This is a genomic window from Acidovorax sp. GW821-FHT11A03, assembly GCF_058809075.1.
The window spans coordinates 103,788-121,398 of the sequence record NZ_JBXASG010000002.1 but is presented as its reverse complement, the minus strand read 5'-3'; the positions used below and the strand labels follow the sequence as shown (position 1 = coordinate 121,398).

The window sequence follows — 17,611 nt, the reverse complement described above, 5'->3', positions numbered from 1 at the left end:
AAATAAATTCCAGTGGCGTGGAATTCTCGCGAACCAATGCAGGCATCTGTGCCCTTCTGTCGTGCGCTTCCAAGGGCTCAAACAGATCAATGATTTACGTAAGGCTCGAGACGAATGCGCGGTGGCGTTCCGTAGTAACGCAAGGCTCTACAATCGCCGCAGACCAAAACGCCCTGCGCATTTGCGACGGGGGCGCCTGCGATGCGGTGGTCCCTGACCCGACTGCTCCGCCTGCGATAGAACGGCACACGGTCTCGCATCCAAACCTGGAGGAGTAGTGAGCCCAATGGCACCCTTGCAAGTAACGACAGCACTCATGGGCACGGGTTTAGCCGTGCTGATTCTCTATCTAGTACGCCGCGATCATCTTTACCTGATGCATGGCCTTAGCTGGGCCGTTGTAGCCGGGGTCGCGGCGGTGCTGGGAGCTTGGCCGGGCCTGATCGATCGCTTGGCCGGATGGGCAGGGTTTGGCTACCCGCCAGCGCTTTTACTGCTGATGGCCTGTGTGTTGCTGGTAGTCAAGGCCCTCCACGCTGACATGGTAAATACCCGCATTGAACGGGACATGCGCCGGTTGAACCAGCGACTCGCGCTGCTGGAGGCAGATAACGAAATCCTTCGCAATACGGCGGCGACTGCAAGCCCCGCTGACACCATCGATTCATGACCTCCTATCACCTGCTCCCCGTCATCCTCTGTGGCGGTTCGGGTACCCGCTTGTGGCCACTCTCCCGCGAAACCTATCCCAAGCAATTCCTGGCACTGGGTGGCGACGGAGTTTCCATGTTGCAAGACACAGCAACACGTCTGGACGGCCTGGACTCCTCCATCGCGATGAAGCCACCACTTGTGGTGTGCAATAGCGCCCACCGCTTCTTGGCGGCCCAGCAATTGCAGGAAGCCGGTGTTGACGGCGCGCAGCTTGTGCTGGAGCCTGCCGGCCGCAACACAGCCCCTGCTTTGACCTTGGCCGCCTTCGCGGCCGATTCTCAGGCCATTTTGCTGGCCATGCCTGCAGATCACGTCGTCGCAAACGCAGGGAACCTGCACCAGTCCGTGAAAGAGGCTTGGCCGCTGGCACAGGACGGCGCGATGGTCACTTTTGGCATTGTGGCCGACCGCCCTGAAACCGGATACGGCTATATCCAGAAGGCACATCCCATCGTAGGTACTGGCGCGTTCTCCATCCAGAGCTTTGAAGAAAAACCCAGCCTTGAACTGGCTCAGTCATACATCGCCAGCGGCAACTACCTGTGGAACAGTGGCTTGTTCATGGTGCGAGCCGACCAATGGCTCAAGGCCATGGCGGCGTTGCAGCCTGCGATGTTTCAAGCCTGTCGCTCCGCCATGGAGCACAGCAGCCGGGACATGGACTTCATTCGTCCGCACAGTGAAACCTTTGCTGCTTGCCCGGCCGACTCCATCGACTACGCGGTCATGGAACATCTGCCGGGTCAGGAAGAGCTGAACATGCCGGCTCGCGTGGTGCCGCTCGACGCTGGTTGGTCCGACTTGGGCGCCTGGGATGCGCTCTGGGACGTTTTGCCACGCGATGCCAGTGGAAACGCCCACACCGGCCAAACCCTTGCGATCGACACCCGCGACAGCCTGTTGTTTTCCGAAACCTGCCTGGTGGCCACCGTGGGCGTGGATAACCTGGTGGTGGTGGCAACCGCCGATGCCATTTTGGTGGCGGACAAGCGCAAAACCCAGGACGTGAAAAAAATCGTGGCAGAGCTGAAAACGCAAAAGCGGAGCCTGGCTTCGACTCACCGCAAGGTGCACCGCCCCTGGGGCTGGTACGACAGCATCGACAGTGGCGAACGTTTTCAAGTCAAGCGCATCGTGGTTCATCCTGGCGCACAGCTCAGCCTGCAAATGCACCACCATCGGGCCGAGCACTGGATTGTGGTGAAGGGAACGGCGCAGGTCACCAATGGCGACAGGACCTTCTTGCTCGGCGAGAACGAATCCACGTTCATTCCTCTAGGCCATGTCCATCGCTTGGCAAATCCAGGCAAAGTGCCATTGGAAATTATTGAAGTGCAATCTGGAAGTTATCTGGCGGAAGATGACATTGTGCGGTTTGAAGACACCTACGGCCGGATTGCTGAATGATTGATAGACATCGCGAGATCAAAGCATGAAGCACGTAGGCCTGATTGCTGAATTGGTACGGCGTGAATTCTCCGGGCGCTATCAAGGATCGCTGGGGGGGGTGTTGTGGGCCCTGATCCATCCGCTGTTTCTGCTGTCCATCTACACCTTGGTTTTTGGTGTAGTGCTGAAAACTCGTTGGGACGGAGGAGGAGGAACCTTCGGTTATGCATTGTATATTTTTGCGGGGTTGATAGTATTCAACGCATTTTCAGAGTGCTTGATAAAAGCGCCTGCGATGGTTGTGGGAAACCAGAATTTTGTGAAGAAGGTGGTTTTTCCTCTGGAAATTCTCCCCTTGGTGAGCGCTATCGTGGCACTGCTGCATGCGACCATTGGGATTGCTGTCTGGTTTCTGTGCTGCGTGGTATTTTTTGGCATGCCAAAAATGACGGCACTCTTTTTTCCCATGATTTTTATTGCCATGCTCCCCCTGTTGCTGGGGATAGGTTGGATATTTTCCGCGCTGGGGGTAATGCTGCGCGATACCGGGCAGATCGTTGGCATCATCAGTCATGTATTTTTATTTGTTACCCCGATATTTTATTCTGCCGAAAGCATGCCTGAGCCATTGCGGTCGATTTTGATATGGAATCCACTCACACTGCTGGTGGGATGGATTCGTGATTTGCTTTTGATTGGGAACTTGCCTGGTGCTACCGGGATTTTTATTTATATGGCCTTCAGCATCGCTTTTGCGTACGGCTCGCTCTATTTTTTTAGGCGGGTCCGCCCCTTGTTTGCTGATTTGCTCTAGATCATGAATAACGCTGTCATCTCAGTCCGGGGCGTGAGCAAGTGCTATCCAGTCTTCGATTCAGCCCGCTCCAGAGTGCTGCATACGCTGTGGCCAAAATATGAACGGGGTGTCAGAGAGCATTGGGCTCTGCGTGACATCGATTTTGAAGTGCAAAAAGGAGAGTCCGTCGCCATCATCGGCCGAAATGGAGGGGGCAAAAGCACACTGCTTGAAATCCTGACAGGCACCCTGAAGCCGACGATGGGTTCGGTGAGCGTTCATGGGCGGGTTTCTGCTTTACTGGAGCTGGGTAGTGGCTTCAATCCAGAGTATTCAGGTCGTGAAAATGTGCTGCTGAATGGCCTGCTGCTTGGTTTGTCACGCCAAGAGATATTGGGTCGCTTTTCTGAAATCGAGAAATTCGCTGAAATCGGGGATGCCATCGACCGCCCGGTGAAAACATATTCCAGCGGCATGATGATGCGCCTTGCCTTTTCTGTGCAGGTGTTGTGTGATCCCGACATTCTGATCGTCGACGAAGCTTTGAGCGTCGGGGATTTCTTCTTCCAACAAAAATGCTTCAACCGACTGCGGGAAATGCGTGACCGGGGACTAACCTTATTGTTCGTCTCCCACGACATGGGGACGGTGCGTGACCTATGTCAGAGGGCTGTGTACTTGCGCAACGGAGAGCAAGTTTATGTCGGTGAAACACAAGTCGCGGTGCGGCATTACTTTGCCGAAGGTTCGGACCCGGTTTCGACGGCCCAAGCCAAGATTCCTCTCCCACTCCTAGATGGGGAGTTGCCGAAGTTCGAAGATGGGATTGCTTGGTCTCGTCCGGCCACATCGGGTAAATGCCTTTTCGCCGTGCGCGTGCTGGATGGCGCCGATTGTGATACGACTGCCGCGCGTCTTGGTGATACGGTAAAAGTTAGAGTGTATTTTCAGGTAGGAAGGGAAATTGAGAACCTCCGTGTCGGACTTGCTATCAAAAATCGGTATGATCAGATAGTCAATTCCTCGAATTCCAGTCGATTGGGCTGTGAAAAAATTGTATCTCAGGAGCGCGCTTGGTCTGTATTTGAGTTTGAGATTGATCTGCGTCTAGAAGCAGGCTTGTATTCCTTGCGTGTCGCATTATCCATGCCGAACGGTCATAATCGTGCAATTGAATTGGATAGTACAAATTGGTTTGGTCCGCTGGAAGTTCGCTGGGACTATGAAAACGAGGCTGCACCATTCCTTGGTTTATTTGGACTGCCGGTGCGTGGAGCAACGGTCTGAACCGGAGATTTTGAATTGATTATATGGCTAGCCTCCTTTCCTCGTTCGGGAAATACCTTGCTTCGTCAGGTGTTGAGTGGAGCATTGGGAGTGGGATCCTACTCGGATGAGCCAGGCGATGAGGATATTAGTAGGCAATTGGAAGACGTAGCACACACGGTTGGTTTGCTGGAGATCAACGAGCCCTGGAAGGACTTTTATGTGCGTGCCACTGAGTCGGATAAGATATTCTTGGTAAAGACACACCGTCCGCCTGTCGACAATCAACCTGCCGTCTATGTCGTGCGCGATGGTCGAAAGGCCTTACTATCCTACGAATATTATCATCGTCGTCGTACCCCCAGTCCACGACCGGATTTGCTGGGGCTCGTATTGGGTGTCGACTACTACGGTGGATGGACGGACCACTTTCAATGTTGGGTGAATGAGCGCCCCAATACACTGGTTGTGGGATTTGAAGAGCTCATAAATCCGACACCGGAGATTTTGCTAAAGCTGCGAGATTTTATTCGATCGAAAAATTCTCCGATTGCTTGGAGTAATCCATTTCAGCAACTTCAGGCTCGAAATCCCAGTTTTTTCCGAGAAGGGCAAGTTGCTTGGGAGCCTCCTCCCGAGTGGACACCTTGGATAAATGGCATTTATATGCACCTTCATGGGAATCTGATGATCCAGCGAGGGTATGCGAATAAATCTGAGGTTGACTCGGCTCAACATAGTATCGGTGGGGAAATTCCTGCTTTGCTATCGATTGTCTCGGCACTGATTCGTGATCGGGCGGAGTTGAGGGATATTTGCGATGAGAGACTCGCGGTAATTGATGGGCTCAAAGCTGCATGCGACGAACGCTTGGGAATTATCGACTCTTTTAGCCGGAGATTGAGCGGATGGGTGCGGTAACTTTTCATATTGACTCCAAATTGTTGAACGCCTTGTGCAGTGCAAAACAGTTTGATATTTTTTGCGAGACCGGTACTTTCCACGGGGATACCATAGAGCTCGCACGCCCTTATTTCCCTCGCTTGGTATCCATCGAACTCTCGGAATCCTTGCATGCCGAAGCAATGAAACGCTTTGAGGCATGGGATAACATAGATATTCGTCATGGCGCTTCACCGAAAATTCTAAGTGAATTGAGAGGTGAGCTTTTTGGGAAAGCGATCTTGTATTATCTTGATGCCCATTGGTGCGTCGCTATTGATACTGCTGGTCAGACGTCACAATGCCCCCTTTTGAATGAATTGGCTGCTATTGAGGGGCTGAATGAAGAGTCTGTTGTGCTGATTGACGATGCGCGCCTCTTTCTCGCCTCGCCTCCATACCCGCACGAAGTGAGCCATTGGCCAAGCTTTGACGAAATCATCCGGTCGCTACGATCCTTGAGTGATGTCCACCGTATTGCGGTTGTGAACGACGTGATTATTTTCTTTCCGGCCTCAATGTCTTTCGTGATTCAGAGTTATGCACGAAATAATGGCGTCGACTGGCTCCAGGCATTTCAAGCAATTGACTGTTGCAGTCAACTCAAGGAGAAAATATTTGCGAAAGATATTGTCATTGAGAAAATGCAGCAGATCACCAATCCAGAGGGCCTTGAAGAGGTTATCTTGGGGATGAAAGCTGCAACTCAATCTGAATTGGAAGCTAAAGAGAAAATAATAAGAGAGCAGGCTAATGCCCTGAGAGCCTATCGGACCGCATTCTTTTTTATCCGCCCGGTAATGCCGGTGCTGAGAACTATTCGAAACCTGTCCAGGTTATTCTATCCCAAGTTAGGTAGACTTGAGCATCATGCCCCGTTTCCGTTGCAGAGGCCTCTTCATCGTGAATGGGGCTCGGATCGTAGCGCACCGCGAATTTCTATTGTGACTCCTTCATTTCGGCAAGCGCATTTTATAGAAGAGACAATGGATAGCGTGCTTAGCCAAAATTATCCATCGCTTGATTATTTTGTTCAGGATGGCGCTTCAGATGATGGGACGGTCGAAATTTTGAAGTGCTATGAAAAAAAATTGAGCGGATGGGAGTCGGCTCGGGATAGTGGACAATCCGAGGCTATTAATTTGGGCTTTGCAAAAACATCCGGAGAGATCATGGCTTGGCTCAATTCAGATGATCTCTTATTGCCCGGAGCTCTGGTTACCGTGGCCGAGTATTTTGAAGCCCATCCGGAGGTGGATGTAGTGTATGGGCATCGAGTCTTGATCGATGAGCAAGGCGCGGAGATCGGGCGTTGGGTGCTGCCCGCGCATGACGATGAAGTGCTTTCTTGGGCTGACTTCATTCCCCAGGAAACCCTGTTCTGGCGACGTTCCATCTGGGAGAAAGCCGGCGGCCACATCGACGAGAGTTTCCGCTTCGCCATGGACTGGGACCTGCTGCAGCGTTTCCGGAATGCCGGAGCCCGTATGGTGCGCTTGCCCGATTTCCTCGGGGCTTTCCGTATCCATGGTGCTCAGAAAACATCGGCGCAGATTAACGAAATCGGCATGGAAGAGATGGCTCGCTTACGTCGGCGTGCGCTGGGGCACGAGGTGAGTTGGGCACAGATTCACCGTGCCTTGATACCTTATCTGATCAAGCACATTGCCCATGATCTTGCGTACCGGATAAAACGGTAGCGTCGCCGCAGGAGTAAAGAGGCTGGCATCATTCGGGATAATATTTTCATTGAATGCAATGGTATGCACCGATTAGCCCATCCGTGCATTTTGTCTATGCATACGTCGAATATCGAGGGGTGGATGTTTCACTCTCAAAGTATGAACGAACGACTCTCTAGGTTGTGATATATAAAATTCTATCCGCCTCGAAAAGGCTCAAAATTCTTTAGATTTTAGCTGCTGGGGCTGTCTTGTTTATGAGGGGTTGAAGGATGGGAAAGAAAGTGGCGATTCTTCAGTCGAATTATATTCCCTGGAGAGGATACTTCGACATGATTGCGGCGGTGGATGAGTTCATCGTTTACGATGATATGCAATACACGCGTCGAGATTGGAGGAATAGAAATAAAATCAAAACACCACAGGATGTTCAGTGGCTCACAGTCCCCGTTCGGGTAAAGGGGAAATACCTTCAGAAAATTCGGGAAACTGAAATTGAAGGGGATGAATGGAAGCTGTCTCATTGGAAGGCACTGCTGCAGAATTATCGGCGTGCTCCTTGTTTTTCCGAAATCACTGCCTGGTTGGAGCCTCTGTACTTGGAGCGGGAATACACCCATATTTCGCAACTGAATAGATTATTTATCGATGCTGTCTGTAGTTATTTGACTATTAAAACAGTAATCAAGAGCTCATGGGACTACGTACTGCTTGATGGTAAAACTGAGCGCCTTGTCGATCTCTGCGTCCAAGCGGGTGCTTCCGAATATATCTCAGGCCCCGCGGCAAAAGACTACATCAATGAAGGGATATTTTCTGAAAAATCAGTAGAGCTTACGTGGTTTGATTATGCAGGATATTCGGATTATCCACAATTGTGGGGTGATTTCAGGCAGGATGTCACTATTCTCGATCTTCTGTTCAACTGTGGCAAGAGCTCGCCGAAGTACATGAGGTATCTCGCATGAGGCTTTCAATTGTTGCGACTCTCTATCAATCTGCGGCCTATGTCAGCGAATTCTATGAACGGGCCAGTGCAGCGGCAACCCGATTAGTCGGAGAAGATTTTGAAATTCTTCTTGTCAATGATGGTTCACCGGATGACAGCTTGGACCTCTCTGTCAGGCTTGCAAAAAGAGACTCGCGCATCGTTGTCATCGATTTGTCAAGAAACTTCGGCCATCACAAAGCGATGATGACGGGTTTGGCGCATGCTAAAGGAGAGCGCATATTCCTGATCGATAGTGATCTTGAGGAGGAGCCTGAGTGGCTGGAGCGCTTTGCTGCGCAGATGAACAGTGAGGCCAGCGATGTGGTCTATGGTGTTCAAGAGAGGCGAAAGGGAAACTGGTTTGAGCGCTGGAGTGGTGGTTGGTTTTATCAGTTTTTCAGATTATTGACTGGGCTTGCTCTGCCAGAAAATATCGTCACGGCGCGTCTGATGTCGAGACGTTATGTTGAAGCACTGCTGAGGCACCAAGAAAGAGAAGTGTTCATGGCTGGTCTTTGGCACATTACTGGCTTCATGCAATCACCTTGCGAAATAAAGAAACACAACACCAGCGAGACAACATACACATTTCGACGGAAGATGTCGCTTCTGGTCAATTCGGTGACATCTTTTAGTAATCTTCCATTGATCAGTATCTTTTACATTGGTGTTTTAATATCGATTTTTGCCTTGTTCTATATCACCTATCTGGTGATCAACTGGTTGTTTCTGGGTCACCCTCTTGGTGGCTGGACGTCCGTGATGGCTTCAATCTGGCTGCTCGGGGGGATGATTATTTCATTTGTCGGTGTTGTCGGAATTTATCTATCGAAAATTTTCTCTGAGGCCAAGCAGCGTCCATACACAATCATACGGCATATCTATGACGAAAGATAATGCGGTCCTACTTACAGAAGTTGCCTCCTATTATTCAGAGAAAATTGCGGAATATGGGGACACGCCGCACGGTGTTGACTGGAACGGAGAACAAGGTCAGATCCTTCGCTTTGAGCAGCTTTGCAAAGTCATAAAAGGAGATGATGGCGAATTTTCTGTCAATGACTTGGGCTGTGGCTACGGAGCACTGCTTGACTATTTGGATCCTAGGCATCCGGTAGGTTCGTATTCGTATCTCGGGGTCGATGTTTCGGAGGATATGGTGCGTGCTGCACGGACTCGCCATCAAGCAAGAGCCCGAGCCAAGTTTATTGTCGCGCATCAACCTGATACGATCGCCGATTATGGGATTGCCAGCGGAATATTCAATGTCCGTCTTGGTCGTAGTGACGTGGAGTGGAAAGGTTATTTGGAGGCCACTCTTGATGTGTTGGATAAAACAAGTAGGCGTGGATTTTCATTTAATTGCTTGACTTCGTATTCGGATGAGGATAGGAAGCGAGATTATTTGTATTATTCGGATCCTTGCGAATTGTTTGACCTCTGCAAGAAGAGGTATTCACGCGAGGTAGCATTGCTGCATGACTATGGGCTGTATGAGTTCACCATTCTTGTAAGGAAATTGTGATGCAAAAGAAGCTGATCATTTTTGGCGCCGGCAATATAGCAGAGATTGCTCATTTCTACTTCAGCACAGACTCTGATTACGAAGTGGTAGCATTCTCCGTCGACGCGAATTTTATTGATACGGAGGAGCTTTGTGGTCTGCCCATTGTTCCTTTTGAGGGCGTGAGTGATAAATACTCACCGGCAGATCATGATTTTTTTGTGGCATTGAGTTACTCCAAAATCAATGCAATTCGCAAAGAAAAATATCTCACGATCAAGGGCCTTGGGTATGGGCTCGCCAGCTATATAAGCTCTCGTGCAGCCATCTTGAATGGTCGCAAAATCGGTGAGAACTGCTTTGTCTTGGAAGATAATACTATTCAACCATTTGTGGTTGTTGGTAACAATGTGACCTTGTGGAGTGGTAACCATATTGGCCATCATTCCATGATCGGCGATCATACATTCATTGCTTCACATGCAGTTATATCAGGCGGTGTTGAAGTGGGGGAGCAGTGTTTTATTGGTGTCAATGCCACGCTGCGGGACCACATAAAAATTGGTGCCAGATGTGTGATTGGTGCGGGAGCATTGCTTCTTGGGGATGCGGAGTCTGATGGCGTGTATACAGGAGCAGCAACTGAACGCTCGAGGGTGCCTAGTTCAAGATTGAGGGGAATATGATCCAGGAAAAATGGGAAAAACTAGGGCGGATTTATGAACCAGCGTCGACCGGTAGGCATCCCAAGCTTCGCTCTCATGCCGCAAATCCCTTGCCTGTACATTTGGAGGATGATGTTTATCGAATATTCTTCAGTGGCAGGGATGAGCTCAATCGATCTTCGGTAGGGGCCGTTGATATTGATATTGTGCAGCGCAAAATTGTCCAGGAGCACTATCATCCTTTTTTTGTACACGGTCCGGAAAGTAGTTTCTATGCCGATGGTGTGAGCATTGGGAGTGTATATGAAGTGAATGGCGTTAGGTATATGTTATTTATGGGCTGGCAGACGCCTAAAGATGGCCATTGGCGGGGAGATATTGGTCGATTGACTGTCACTCCAGCTGCATTGTTGGAGCTTGATAATTCTCAGCCATTTTTGGGTGTGGATGAAACAGATTTAATCAGTTTGTCTTACCCCTGGGTCCAAACTAGCTTGCGGGGCGGATTTGAGATGTGGTACGGCTCAACGCGCACATGGGATGCTGGGAACGGCGAAATGTTGCACGTGATCCATCGAGCTACTTCCGATGATGGCCATTTTTGGCGTCGCACAGGATTGGCTGTACCTTATAAAATTGGGCAAGCGCAAGCCTTTTCGCGCCCGACGGTTGCATTTGGCACTGACGGTGCCCTGGAGATGTGGTTTTCCTATCGAGGTGGAGCTGGTGAAACGTACCGTATTGGATACGCGAGAAAAGAAAATGATAGTGAGTGGGTATTAATGCTTGAAAACAAAACAATAGATATATCATTGAGCGGATGGGATTCTGAAATGATTGAATACCCATTTGTTTTTGATCATCGGGATCGGCGGTATATGCTCTACAACGGAAATGGGTATGGACGAACTGGGTTCGGCTTGGCGGTACTGAATTTTGCGATATGACTAAATATATCGACTATTCGTTCATTTTGGCTACAGTGGCCTTCACTGTTTATGGCCAGTTGATGCTTAAATGGCGTATTGCGCAAATGGGAGCACTGCCGCAGGAGCTACTTGGAAAGATTAAGTTCCTTCTGCTTTTGCTTTTGGATCCAGGTATATTATCAGGATTTGCCGCTGGTTTTTTGGCATCTCTTGCATGGATGGCGGCCATGACGAAATTCGATCTGAGTCATGCTTATCCGTTCATGAGCTTGAATTTTGTAGTCGTTCTGCTTTTGAGTGGATGGATTTTGAGTGAGCCATTATCTTTGCAGAAAGTGCTAGGGGTTGGATTTATTGTTCTGGGAACCATTCTGGCCGCTAGGGGTTAGGTAGTGCAGAAGATGGTGCATGTTGTAGATAGTAAAAATCTGGGGGCGCTAGATGCTTATTCCTTTCAATAAACCCTACATGACTGGCAAAGAGCTCTGGTATATCGCACAGGCGCATTCCGTGAATCACCTGTCCGGGGATGGTGGCTTTACAAAAAGATGCTCGGAGTGGCTGGAACAGTCGTTGAACTGTCAGCGGGCATTGCTGACCCATTCGTGCACCGCGGCATTGGAAATGGCTGCGATTCTGGCTGATCTGGGGCCGGGTGACGAGGTGATCATGCCTTCTTACACCTTTGTTTCCACAGCGAATGCATTTGTGCTGCGAGGTGCTGTTCCCGTATTTGTTGATATTCGTCCAGATACCCTAAATATCGATGAGAAATTGATCGAAGACGCAATTACCCATCGCACGAAAGCCATTGTCCCTGTGCATTACGCAGGGGTTGCTTGCGAAATGGATGTAATCATGAATATTGCTCGCCGTCACAATTTGATTGTCATCGAGGATGCGGCGCAAGGTATCATGTCTACCTATAAAGGACGCTCGTTGGGGACAATTGGCGACATGGGGTGTTTGAGTTTTCATGAAACCAAAAATATCATTGCCGGAGAGGGGGGAGCCCTTCTGTTAAACAACGCCAAGCTGGTTCAGCGCGCAGAAATAATTAGGGAAAAGGGTACAAATCGCAGCCAGTTCTTCCGTGGGCAGGTGGATAAATACACCTGGACTGATATTGGCTCATCTTACCTGCCGGGAGAAGTAATTGCTGCATTTCTGTGGGCTCAACTGGAGGAGGCGCATTCAATAACTAAAAAGCGTCTTGATATATGGGAACACTACCATGCAGCGCTTGCTTCAATAGAGGCGAGAGGCTCTTTGCGGCGCCCTATCGTGCCTTTGGAGCACCGGCACAACGCTCACATGTATTACATCCTTTTGGACTCGTTGGACAGTCGCACGATAGTAATTGATTCACTCAAAAGTAAAGGTGTATCTGCCGTTTTCCACTACGTGCCTCTGCATTCCTCCCCTGCGGGTGAGCGGTACGGCCGGTGCGGAGGAGATATGACAAACACAGAAATTTTGTCAAATCGCCTTCTTCGTCTTCCCTTGTGGATAGGACTGGAAAAATCCATGGATGAATTGATCGCTGCCATTAACGAAGTCGTTTGAGCCGACTGGGTTGCAGGCCTTCTTGTTGTAGTGCTGCGAGATGTTGCATTTCTAGCTGGGATTTGATTGTGCTTGGGCCATGCCAATTGCTCAATGCGTGAGAAGAAAAATGGAGAGGTGATGCTGCCGTACCTAAATGTTGGTAGTAGAAAAGCGTTGACTAAGATTGCTATGAGACCCGATTCTGTATATGTAAAAAGAGCCTTCAATGGATTTGGGGTTTTCTTGATTTTATGGATACTGTACTTGGGAGGAGTGATTGCTGCCAGGAGTTTTGAGTTGGCGCCGGACTATGACGCTTTGTCCTATGTAACCAATGCATTGATGCTGAAAGAATTTCTGTTTGATGGGGCTCCTTACAAGGCGGTAATGTCGGCTCAGGGTTTATCGTTGCTCCCTTTGCCATTTACAAATACGCTGGATGTGCTGATTTTGGCGGTGCTTTGGCCATTTTTGGACTTTCACATTAGCATCTTTCTTGTCCATTCGGCGTATTTGTTGTTTTTTTTCTATATATTTAGAAAAACACTTGAGCCTGCATACGCGCTGCTATTGTTCAGCGTATGTGTTGGGTATGGATTGTTTTTTTCGCAGTTCGTACATTTTATATCCGAGCTAAAAGTTGGCTTGGGTTATGTGGCAATTATCCTGCTGTTGTTTATCGCTGATGCGGCGCGGGTTCGCTGGCAAATATTTGCAGTGTCTGCCCTTTTGGTGTTTTTGAGGGTCTTTAATAGTGCTTTTGTACTTTCATTCGCGTTTGTTTATTTTGCGGTGAATTTTCGAAAAGGTGATTTTAGAGAGCTGCTGCTTACGCTTTGTGCGCTGCTGGCGCCAGTTGTGATCTATTTGTTAATATTGCCTAATAATTTTTGGGACTTCCTTGATTACTACAAAAAGGGAGGGCAGAATTTGCATGTGTGGGTGGCGATGTCGGGTATTCACAATAAATGGGAGTTGCTTTCTTACTATTGGAATATCGCGATGAAGCAGTACAATCCGGTCTTTGTTGTTCTCTTCGTTGGCGGGGGTGTGTTGAGTGCCGTGGGTTTGATCTATAGAGCACCTGTCAGGCAAATCAAGCCAGCGAGTGTCCTGGGTTTTTGGGGCGCCGTCTTTGTGATGGGAGTGGCGTTGGCTGCGCCCGCCGTCAGTAATGTAAATCTTGTCTATTGGTTTTATGTGTCGTGTGGCTTGATCGCTGTCGTGCTCCTGCGTTGGATCAACCCTAGATTTGTTGGCGCGCTATCGATAATGGTTTCGATATATGTTGTATGTTTTTTGTGGATTGCTTTTCAACAGCAATTGCGAGTGACCGATTCTCGGCGTCAATTTTCAGAAGTCTCTAGAGAATTGTCCAAGGAAATAGCAAAAATTGAAAATCCCGTAGTTTTTGCCAATTTTCATGGCGTTGGGCCGCTTGATACTGCGGGAATGCAGTTGTATGTCGGGCGATCCATTGGTTATTCCCGTAGAATTAATATGACAGGTCGGCTCGAAGGTGTTGGAGAAGGTGAGTTGCGTGCACTTCTCTCCAGATCTAATATGATGATTTTAGCGCGCGACAATTACTTTTGGCCTGACTATGTCGCTTGGAACAGGTATGTGGCTGATGTCTATGGGCTTGCTGTTGATATTGCGCCCGGATTGGGGTTTCATCGGGTGGCTTCCTACCTTTATGATAAGAATCCCCGGCTGCCATTTGATGTATGGGTCAAGCCAAGCGTCCGCGCTGGTGTGAGTGGGGATGGGTGGCTGGAGTCCGAAGTGAGCATCGGTATATCTGATACAACGGAAGCGGTTCTCGAAGGGTTCTTGTTGGATTTTGATATCCAGGTTCACGATCCAGGACAACCCGAATTTGCACCGCCTATTGAGTTCACGCTTCTTGATCAGGCGGACCGTAAAATTTCAAGCGGAGTAATATCAGCTTACGGAAAATCATCTCTTTGTATGAATTTTTCGGGAAAGCCCGGCAGCTATAAGCTGGTGTCCGATAAAAAATTCAGCACCAATGCCGACAGGAGAAATTTGGTTGCCCAGTTGAATTCTCTTTCTATTCAGAGGGGGCGCTGTGATGATCTGTGGTAATTGTTTTGTTGTACGAACACCAGGAGCCTTGTTGAGAAATTGGCTGAATCGGACTGGTGTTGATGCTTGTAAGTGATCGACGTTGTGTTGGAGTAATTTGAAAGATTTAAATATGACTCGTAAGGCTTTAATTACTGGTATTACTGGTCAGGACGGTGCGTATCTTGCGGAGTTGCTGCTCGACAAGGGTTACGAAGTCCATGGTATCAAGAGGCGTTCGTCATTGCTCAATACCGACCGCATTGACCATCTTTACCAGGATCCCCATGTCCAGGGCCGGCGGCTTTTTCTACACTATGGAGACATGACGGATTCGTCCAGCCTCATACGCATCATCCAGCAGGTCCAGCCTGACGAAATCTATAACCTGGCGGCGCAGTCGCACGTAGCGGTTTCTTTTGAGGAGCCCGAATACACGGCCAATTCGGATGCGCTGGGGCCGCTGCGAATGCTGGAGGCCATCCGTATTCTGGGGCTGGAAAAAAAAACCCGCTTTTATCAGGCCAGCACTAGCGAGCTGTATGGCCTAGTGCAGGAGGTGCCGCAAAAGGAAACCACGCCTTTCTATCCGCGCAGCCCCTATGCGGTGGCCAAGCTGTATGCGTACTGGATCACGGTCAATTACCGCGAAGCCTATGGCATCTATGCCTGCAATGGCATTCTTTTCAATCACGAGTCGCCGGTGCGGGGCGAAACCTTCGTCACGCGCAAGATTACTCGTGCGATGGCCCGGATCAAATTGGGGTTGCAGGATTGCCTGTACCTGGGCAACCTCGATGCCCGGCGGGATTGGGGCCATGCTCGCGACTATGTGGAGATGCAGTGGCTGATGCTGCAGCAGGACTCTCCGGAAGACTTTGTCATTGCCACGGGCGTGCAGTACAGCGTGCGTGATTTTGTGGATACGGCCGCCCGTGAACTGGGTACTGCCATCCAGTGGAGTGGCCAGGGCGTGGACGAGGTCGGGGCCGATGCTCGGGGGCGAGTCATCGTGCGTGTCGATCCGCGTTACTTTCGCCCGACCGAGGTCGAGACCCTGCTGGGCGATGCCACGCGGGCCAAGGAGAAGCTGGGTTGGGTGCCCAGGACCTCATTCGACGAACTGGTTTCCGAGATGGTGCGCGAGGACCTCAAGAGTGCCGAGCGCGATGAACTGGTCAAGAAACATGGTTTTTCAGCCTATGACTTCCATGAGTGACGACAGCCTGCGTCCCCAGAAAATCTACGTGGCCGGCCACCGTGGCATGGTGGGGGCGGCCATCGTGCGCCGCCTGCGTTCCGGCGGATATGGTGAGCCGACCACGCGCACACATGCCGAGCTGGACCTGACGCGGCAGGCGGCGGTCGAGGCGTTCTTCGAGCAGGAACGCCCCGACTATGTGTTTCTGGCGGCGGCACGGGTAGGAGGGATACAGGCCAACAATACACAGCGAGCCGACTTCATCTTCCAGAACCTTGCGATGGAGTGCAACGTGATCGAGGCGGCGCGTCGCAACGGTGTGCACAGGCTGATGCTTCTGGGATCGAGCTGTATTTATCCTCGCGATTGCCCTCAGCCGATCCGCGAGGACTATCTGCTCACTGGCCCGCTGGAGCCGACTAACGAGCCTTATGCGATCGCCAAGATTGCTGGCATCAAGCTGTGTGAGGCGTTCAATCACCAGCATGGCACGCGTTATGTGTCGGTGATGCCGACCAACCTCTATGGGCCTAACGACAACTATGACCTGAACAACAGCCATGTGCTACCCGCCCTGATCCGTAAGGCCCACGAGGCGAAGGTGCGGGGAGATGCTGCACTTGTTGTCTGGGGTTCGGGCCGGCCTATGCGCGAGTTTCTCTACGTGGACGACTTGGCGGATGCATGCGTGCGCCTCATGGAATGGGGTGTGAGCGAAGGTATCTACAACATCGGGACCGGAGAGGATGTGACGATCCGGGAGTTGGCGGCCACGGTGATGGAGGTCGTGGGCTTCCATGGCAGCATCGTGTTCGATGCCGGCAAGCCTGACGGCACGCCGCGCAAGCTGCTCGACGTGAGACGCATGCGCGAGAGAGGGTGGACTGCTTCGACACCGCTGCGCGAGGGAATTGCATTGGCGTATGCCGATTTCCTGCAGCGTTGTGAGTCTGCATGAGCATGACCCAGGCGTTGGTGACCGTGGCAGTGCCGTCGTTTCGCCAGGGGCGTTTTCTGGAGCAAGCCTTGTCTTCTCTCTTTGCGCAGGATGTGCCTGTGGAGGTCTTCGTCATGGATGGCGGGTCGGACGACGAGACGCTGGCCGTGCTGGAGCGGTGGAAGGACCGGCTGGCGGGCTGGCGCAGCCATGCCGATGGGGGACAGTCCGAGGCCATCAATGAAGGCATCGCCAGTGGGCGTGCGCCCTACGTCTGCTGGCTCAACAGCGACGATTGGCTATTGCCCCAGGGGCTGTCGCGCCTGCTGGCGGCGCTGGAGCAAGCGCCTGGCGCGGTGCTCGCCTATGGAGGCACCTGGGACTGGATGGAGGCGACAGGCCGGCGTCGCCGCTCAATGGTACTGCCCTTCAGCGAGTGGGCTATGGCACGGGTCAACGTCATTTCCCAGCCTGGCACGCTGGTGCGGCGCAGTGCCTGGGAGGCGGTGGGTGGCGTTGATGCCAGTTTGCACATGGCGATGGATTACGACTTGTGGTGGCGGCTGCACCGCTATGCGGGGCCGCCCGTGAGGGTGCAGGAGGTGGTCGCCGTCAATCGCGTGCATGGCCAGACAAAGACCAACATGAAGCGGCGACGGCACTATCAGGAGGCGATGGCCGTGGTTCGAAAGTACCACGGCAAGATTCCGCTCAAATGGTGGCTGGCCTATCCTTACGCGGTGTGGTGGCGGGGCTGGCGTAGTTCGGCGGAGTAGTGAGGCTGCCAGCCTCAGTGTATTCAGCTTGGTGCCATCATTCTTTTGGAGAGACTACCGATCGCAAAGGGATGATGCTGCGATAACTTCCGCGCTTTCAGTACCAAGCTCGCGGCGAACTGATATCACCGAAGTGAAGCGTTTCCCGTCGAGCATCGAGGCTCGCGCCATTGATCACTATTT

The 17,611-nt window shown here is 51.1% G+C and carries 17 protein-coding genes; all 17 read left to right on the top strand.

All coding sequences use genetic code 11. The features are described from left to right. The first annotated feature begins 286 nt into the window (after window positions 1–286). Window positions 287–670 (top strand): DUF2304 domain-containing protein, encoded by a 384-nt coding sequence (locus AC1RVY_RS04330; RefSeq protein WP_492805484.1) that lies wholly within the window; start codon window positions 287–289, stop codon window positions 668–670. Further along, window positions 667–2,121: a mannose-1-phosphate guanylyltransferase/mannose-6-phosphate isomerase gene (locus AC1RVY_RS04325; protein ID WP_492805483.1), complete on the top strand. Its 1,455-nt coding sequence runs from the start codon at window positions 667–669 to the stop codon at window positions 2,119–2,121. The genes AC1RVY_RS04330 and AC1RVY_RS04325 overlap by 4 nt, the downstream gene beginning before the upstream one ends. A gap of 25 nt (window positions 2,122–2,146) precedes the next feature. Further along, window positions 2,147–2,917: an ABC transporter permease gene (locus AC1RVY_RS04320; RefSeq protein ID WP_492805482.1), complete on the top strand. Its 771-nt coding sequence runs from the start codon at window positions 2,147–2,149 to the stop codon at window positions 2,915–2,917. Window positions 2,918–2,920: 3 nt separating this feature from the next. Next, entirely contained in the window at window positions 2,921–4,186 is a 1,266-nt protein-coding gene (locus tag AC1RVY_RS04315; RefSeq protein WP_492805481.1) for an ABC transporter ATP-binding protein, read from the top strand. A gap of 15 nt (window positions 4,187–4,201) precedes the next feature. After that, a complete protein-coding gene (locus tag AC1RVY_RS04310; RefSeq protein WP_492805480.1) occupies window positions 4,202–5,086 on the top strand; it encodes a sulfotransferase domain-containing protein in 885 nt (294 codons plus the stop codon). Then, complete coding sequence (locus AC1RVY_RS04305) at window positions 5,074–6,807, top strand: glycosyltransferase family 2 protein (protein ID WP_492805479.1); 1,734 nt, start codon at window positions 5,074–5,076, stop codon at window positions 6,805–6,807. Before AC1RVY_RS04310 ends, AC1RVY_RS04305 begins: the two co-directional genes overlap by 13 nt. Window positions 6,808–7,061: 254 nt before the next feature. After that, window positions 7,062–7,757, top strand: a complete 696-nt coding sequence (locus AC1RVY_RS04300; protein ID WP_492805477.1) for a WbqC family protein — start codon at window positions 7,062–7,064, stop codon at window positions 7,755–7,757. After that, window positions 7,754–8,677, top strand: a complete 924-nt coding sequence (locus AC1RVY_RS04295; RefSeq protein WP_492805476.1) for a glycosyltransferase family 2 protein — start codon at window positions 7,754–7,756, stop codon at window positions 8,675–8,677. The genes AC1RVY_RS04300 and AC1RVY_RS04295 overlap by 4 nt, the downstream gene beginning before the upstream one ends. Then, on the top strand, window positions 8,664–9,305 hold the full coding sequence (locus tag AC1RVY_RS04290) for a class I SAM-dependent methyltransferase (protein WP_492805474.1): 642 nt from the start codon (window positions 8,664–8,666) through the stop codon (window positions 9,303–9,305). Before AC1RVY_RS04295 ends, AC1RVY_RS04290 begins: the two co-directional genes overlap by 14 nt. Then, window positions 9,305–9,970 (top strand): acetyltransferase, encoded by a 666-nt coding sequence (locus AC1RVY_RS04285; protein ID WP_492805472.1) that lies wholly within the window; start codon window positions 9,305–9,307, stop codon window positions 9,968–9,970. The genes AC1RVY_RS04290 and AC1RVY_RS04285 overlap by 1 nt, the downstream gene beginning before the upstream one ends. Continuing rightward, a complete protein-coding gene (locus AC1RVY_RS04280) occupies window positions 9,967–10,896 on the top strand; it encodes a hypothetical protein (protein ID WP_492805471.1) in 930 nt (309 codons plus the stop codon). Before AC1RVY_RS04285 ends, AC1RVY_RS04280 begins: the two co-directional genes overlap by 4 nt. Further along, on the top strand, window positions 10,893–11,267 hold the full coding sequence (locus AC1RVY_RS04275) for an EamA family transporter (protein ID WP_492805470.1): 375 nt from the start codon (window positions 10,893–10,895) through the stop codon (window positions 11,265–11,267). Before AC1RVY_RS04280 ends, AC1RVY_RS04275 begins: the two co-directional genes overlap by 4 nt. A gap of 52 nt (window positions 11,268–11,319) precedes the next feature. Continuing rightward, window positions 11,320–12,444 (top strand): dTDP-4-amino-4,6-dideoxygalactose transaminase, encoded by a 1,125-nt coding sequence (gene rffA, locus AC1RVY_RS04270; protein WP_492805469.1) that lies wholly within the window; start codon window positions 11,320–11,322, stop codon window positions 12,442–12,444. A gap of 93 nt (window positions 12,445–12,537) precedes the next feature. After that, window positions 12,538–14,535, top strand: a complete 1,998-nt coding sequence (locus AC1RVY_RS04265) for a hypothetical protein (RefSeq protein ID WP_492805467.1) — start codon at window positions 12,538–12,540, stop codon at window positions 14,533–14,535. Window positions 14,536–14,647: 112 nt separating this feature from the next. Then, a complete protein-coding gene (gene gmd / locus AC1RVY_RS04260) occupies window positions 14,648–15,733 on the top strand; it encodes a GDP-mannose 4,6-dehydratase (RefSeq protein ID WP_492805466.1) in 1,086 nt (361 codons plus the stop codon). Beyond that, window positions 15,726–16,673 (top strand): GDP-L-fucose synthase family protein, encoded by a 948-nt coding sequence (locus AC1RVY_RS04255; protein WP_492805464.1) that lies wholly within the window; start codon window positions 15,726–15,728, stop codon window positions 16,671–16,673. Before gmd ends, AC1RVY_RS04255 begins: the two co-directional genes overlap by 8 nt. Next, on the top strand, window positions 16,670–17,428 hold the full coding sequence (locus AC1RVY_RS04250) for a glycosyltransferase family 2 protein (RefSeq protein WP_492805462.1): 759 nt from the start codon (window positions 16,670–16,672) through the stop codon (window positions 17,426–17,428). The genes AC1RVY_RS04255 and AC1RVY_RS04250 overlap by 4 nt, the downstream gene beginning before the upstream one ends. Window positions 17,429–17,611: the final 183 nt, after the last annotated feature.

What these genes read in the sequence shown, in the direction of transcription:
- AC1RVY_RS04330 (WP_492805484.1), top strand. Translation starts at nt 287, where the DNA reads ATGGCACCCTTGCAAGTAACGACAGCACTCATGGGCACGGGTTTAGCC.
- AC1RVY_RS04325 (WP_492805483.1), top strand. Translation starts at nt 667, where the DNA reads ATGACCTCCTATCACCTGCTCCCCGTCATCCTCTGTGGCGGTTCGGGT.
- AC1RVY_RS04320 (WP_492805482.1), top strand. Translation starts at nt 2,147, where the DNA reads ATGAAGCACGTAGGCCTGATTGCTGAATTGGTACGGCGTGAATTCTCC.
- AC1RVY_RS04315 (WP_492805481.1), top strand. Translation starts at nt 2,921, where the DNA reads ATGAATAACGCTGTCATCTCAGTCCGGGGCGTGAGCAAGTGCTATCCA.
- AC1RVY_RS04305 (WP_492805479.1), top strand. Translation starts at nt 5,074, where the DNA reads ATGGGTGCGGTAACTTTTCATATTGACTCCAAATTGTTGAACGCCTTG.
- AC1RVY_RS04300 (WP_492805477.1), top strand. Translation starts at nt 7,062, where the DNA reads ATGGGAAAGAAAGTGGCGATTCTTCAGTCGAATTATATTCCCTGGAGA.
- AC1RVY_RS04295 (WP_492805476.1), top strand. Translation starts at nt 7,754, where the DNA reads ATGAGGCTTTCAATTGTTGCGACTCTCTATCAATCTGCGGCCTATGTC.
- AC1RVY_RS04290 (WP_492805474.1), top strand. Translation starts at nt 8,664, where the DNA reads ATGACGAAAGATAATGCGGTCCTACTTACAGAAGTTGCCTCCTATTAT.
- AC1RVY_RS04285 (WP_492805472.1), top strand. Translation starts at nt 9,305, where the DNA reads ATGCAAAAGAAGCTGATCATTTTTGGCGCCGGCAATATAGCAGAGATT.
- AC1RVY_RS04280 (WP_492805471.1), top strand. Translation starts at nt 9,967, where the DNA reads ATGATCCAGGAAAAATGGGAAAAACTAGGGCGGATTTATGAACCAGCG.
- AC1RVY_RS04275 (WP_492805470.1), top strand. Translation starts at nt 10,893, where the DNA reads ATGACTAAATATATCGACTATTCGTTCATTTTGGCTACAGTGGCCTTC.
- rffA (WP_492805469.1), top strand. Translation starts at nt 11,320, where the DNA reads ATGCTTATTCCTTTCAATAAACCCTACATGACTGGCAAAGAGCTCTGG.
- AC1RVY_RS04265 (WP_492805467.1), top strand. Translation starts at nt 12,538, where the DNA reads ATGCGTGAGAAGAAAAATGGAGAGGTGATGCTGCCGTACCTAAATGTT.
- gmd (WP_492805466.1), top strand. Translation starts at nt 14,648, where the DNA reads ATGACTCGTAAGGCTTTAATTACTGGTATTACTGGTCAGGACGGTGCG.
- AC1RVY_RS04255 (WP_492805464.1), top strand. Translation starts at nt 15,726, where the DNA reads ATGAGTGACGACAGCCTGCGTCCCCAGAAAATCTACGTGGCCGGCCAC.
- AC1RVY_RS04250 (WP_492805462.1), top strand. Translation starts at nt 16,670, where the DNA reads ATGAGCATGACCCAGGCGTTGGTGACCGTGGCAGTGCCGTCGTTTCGC.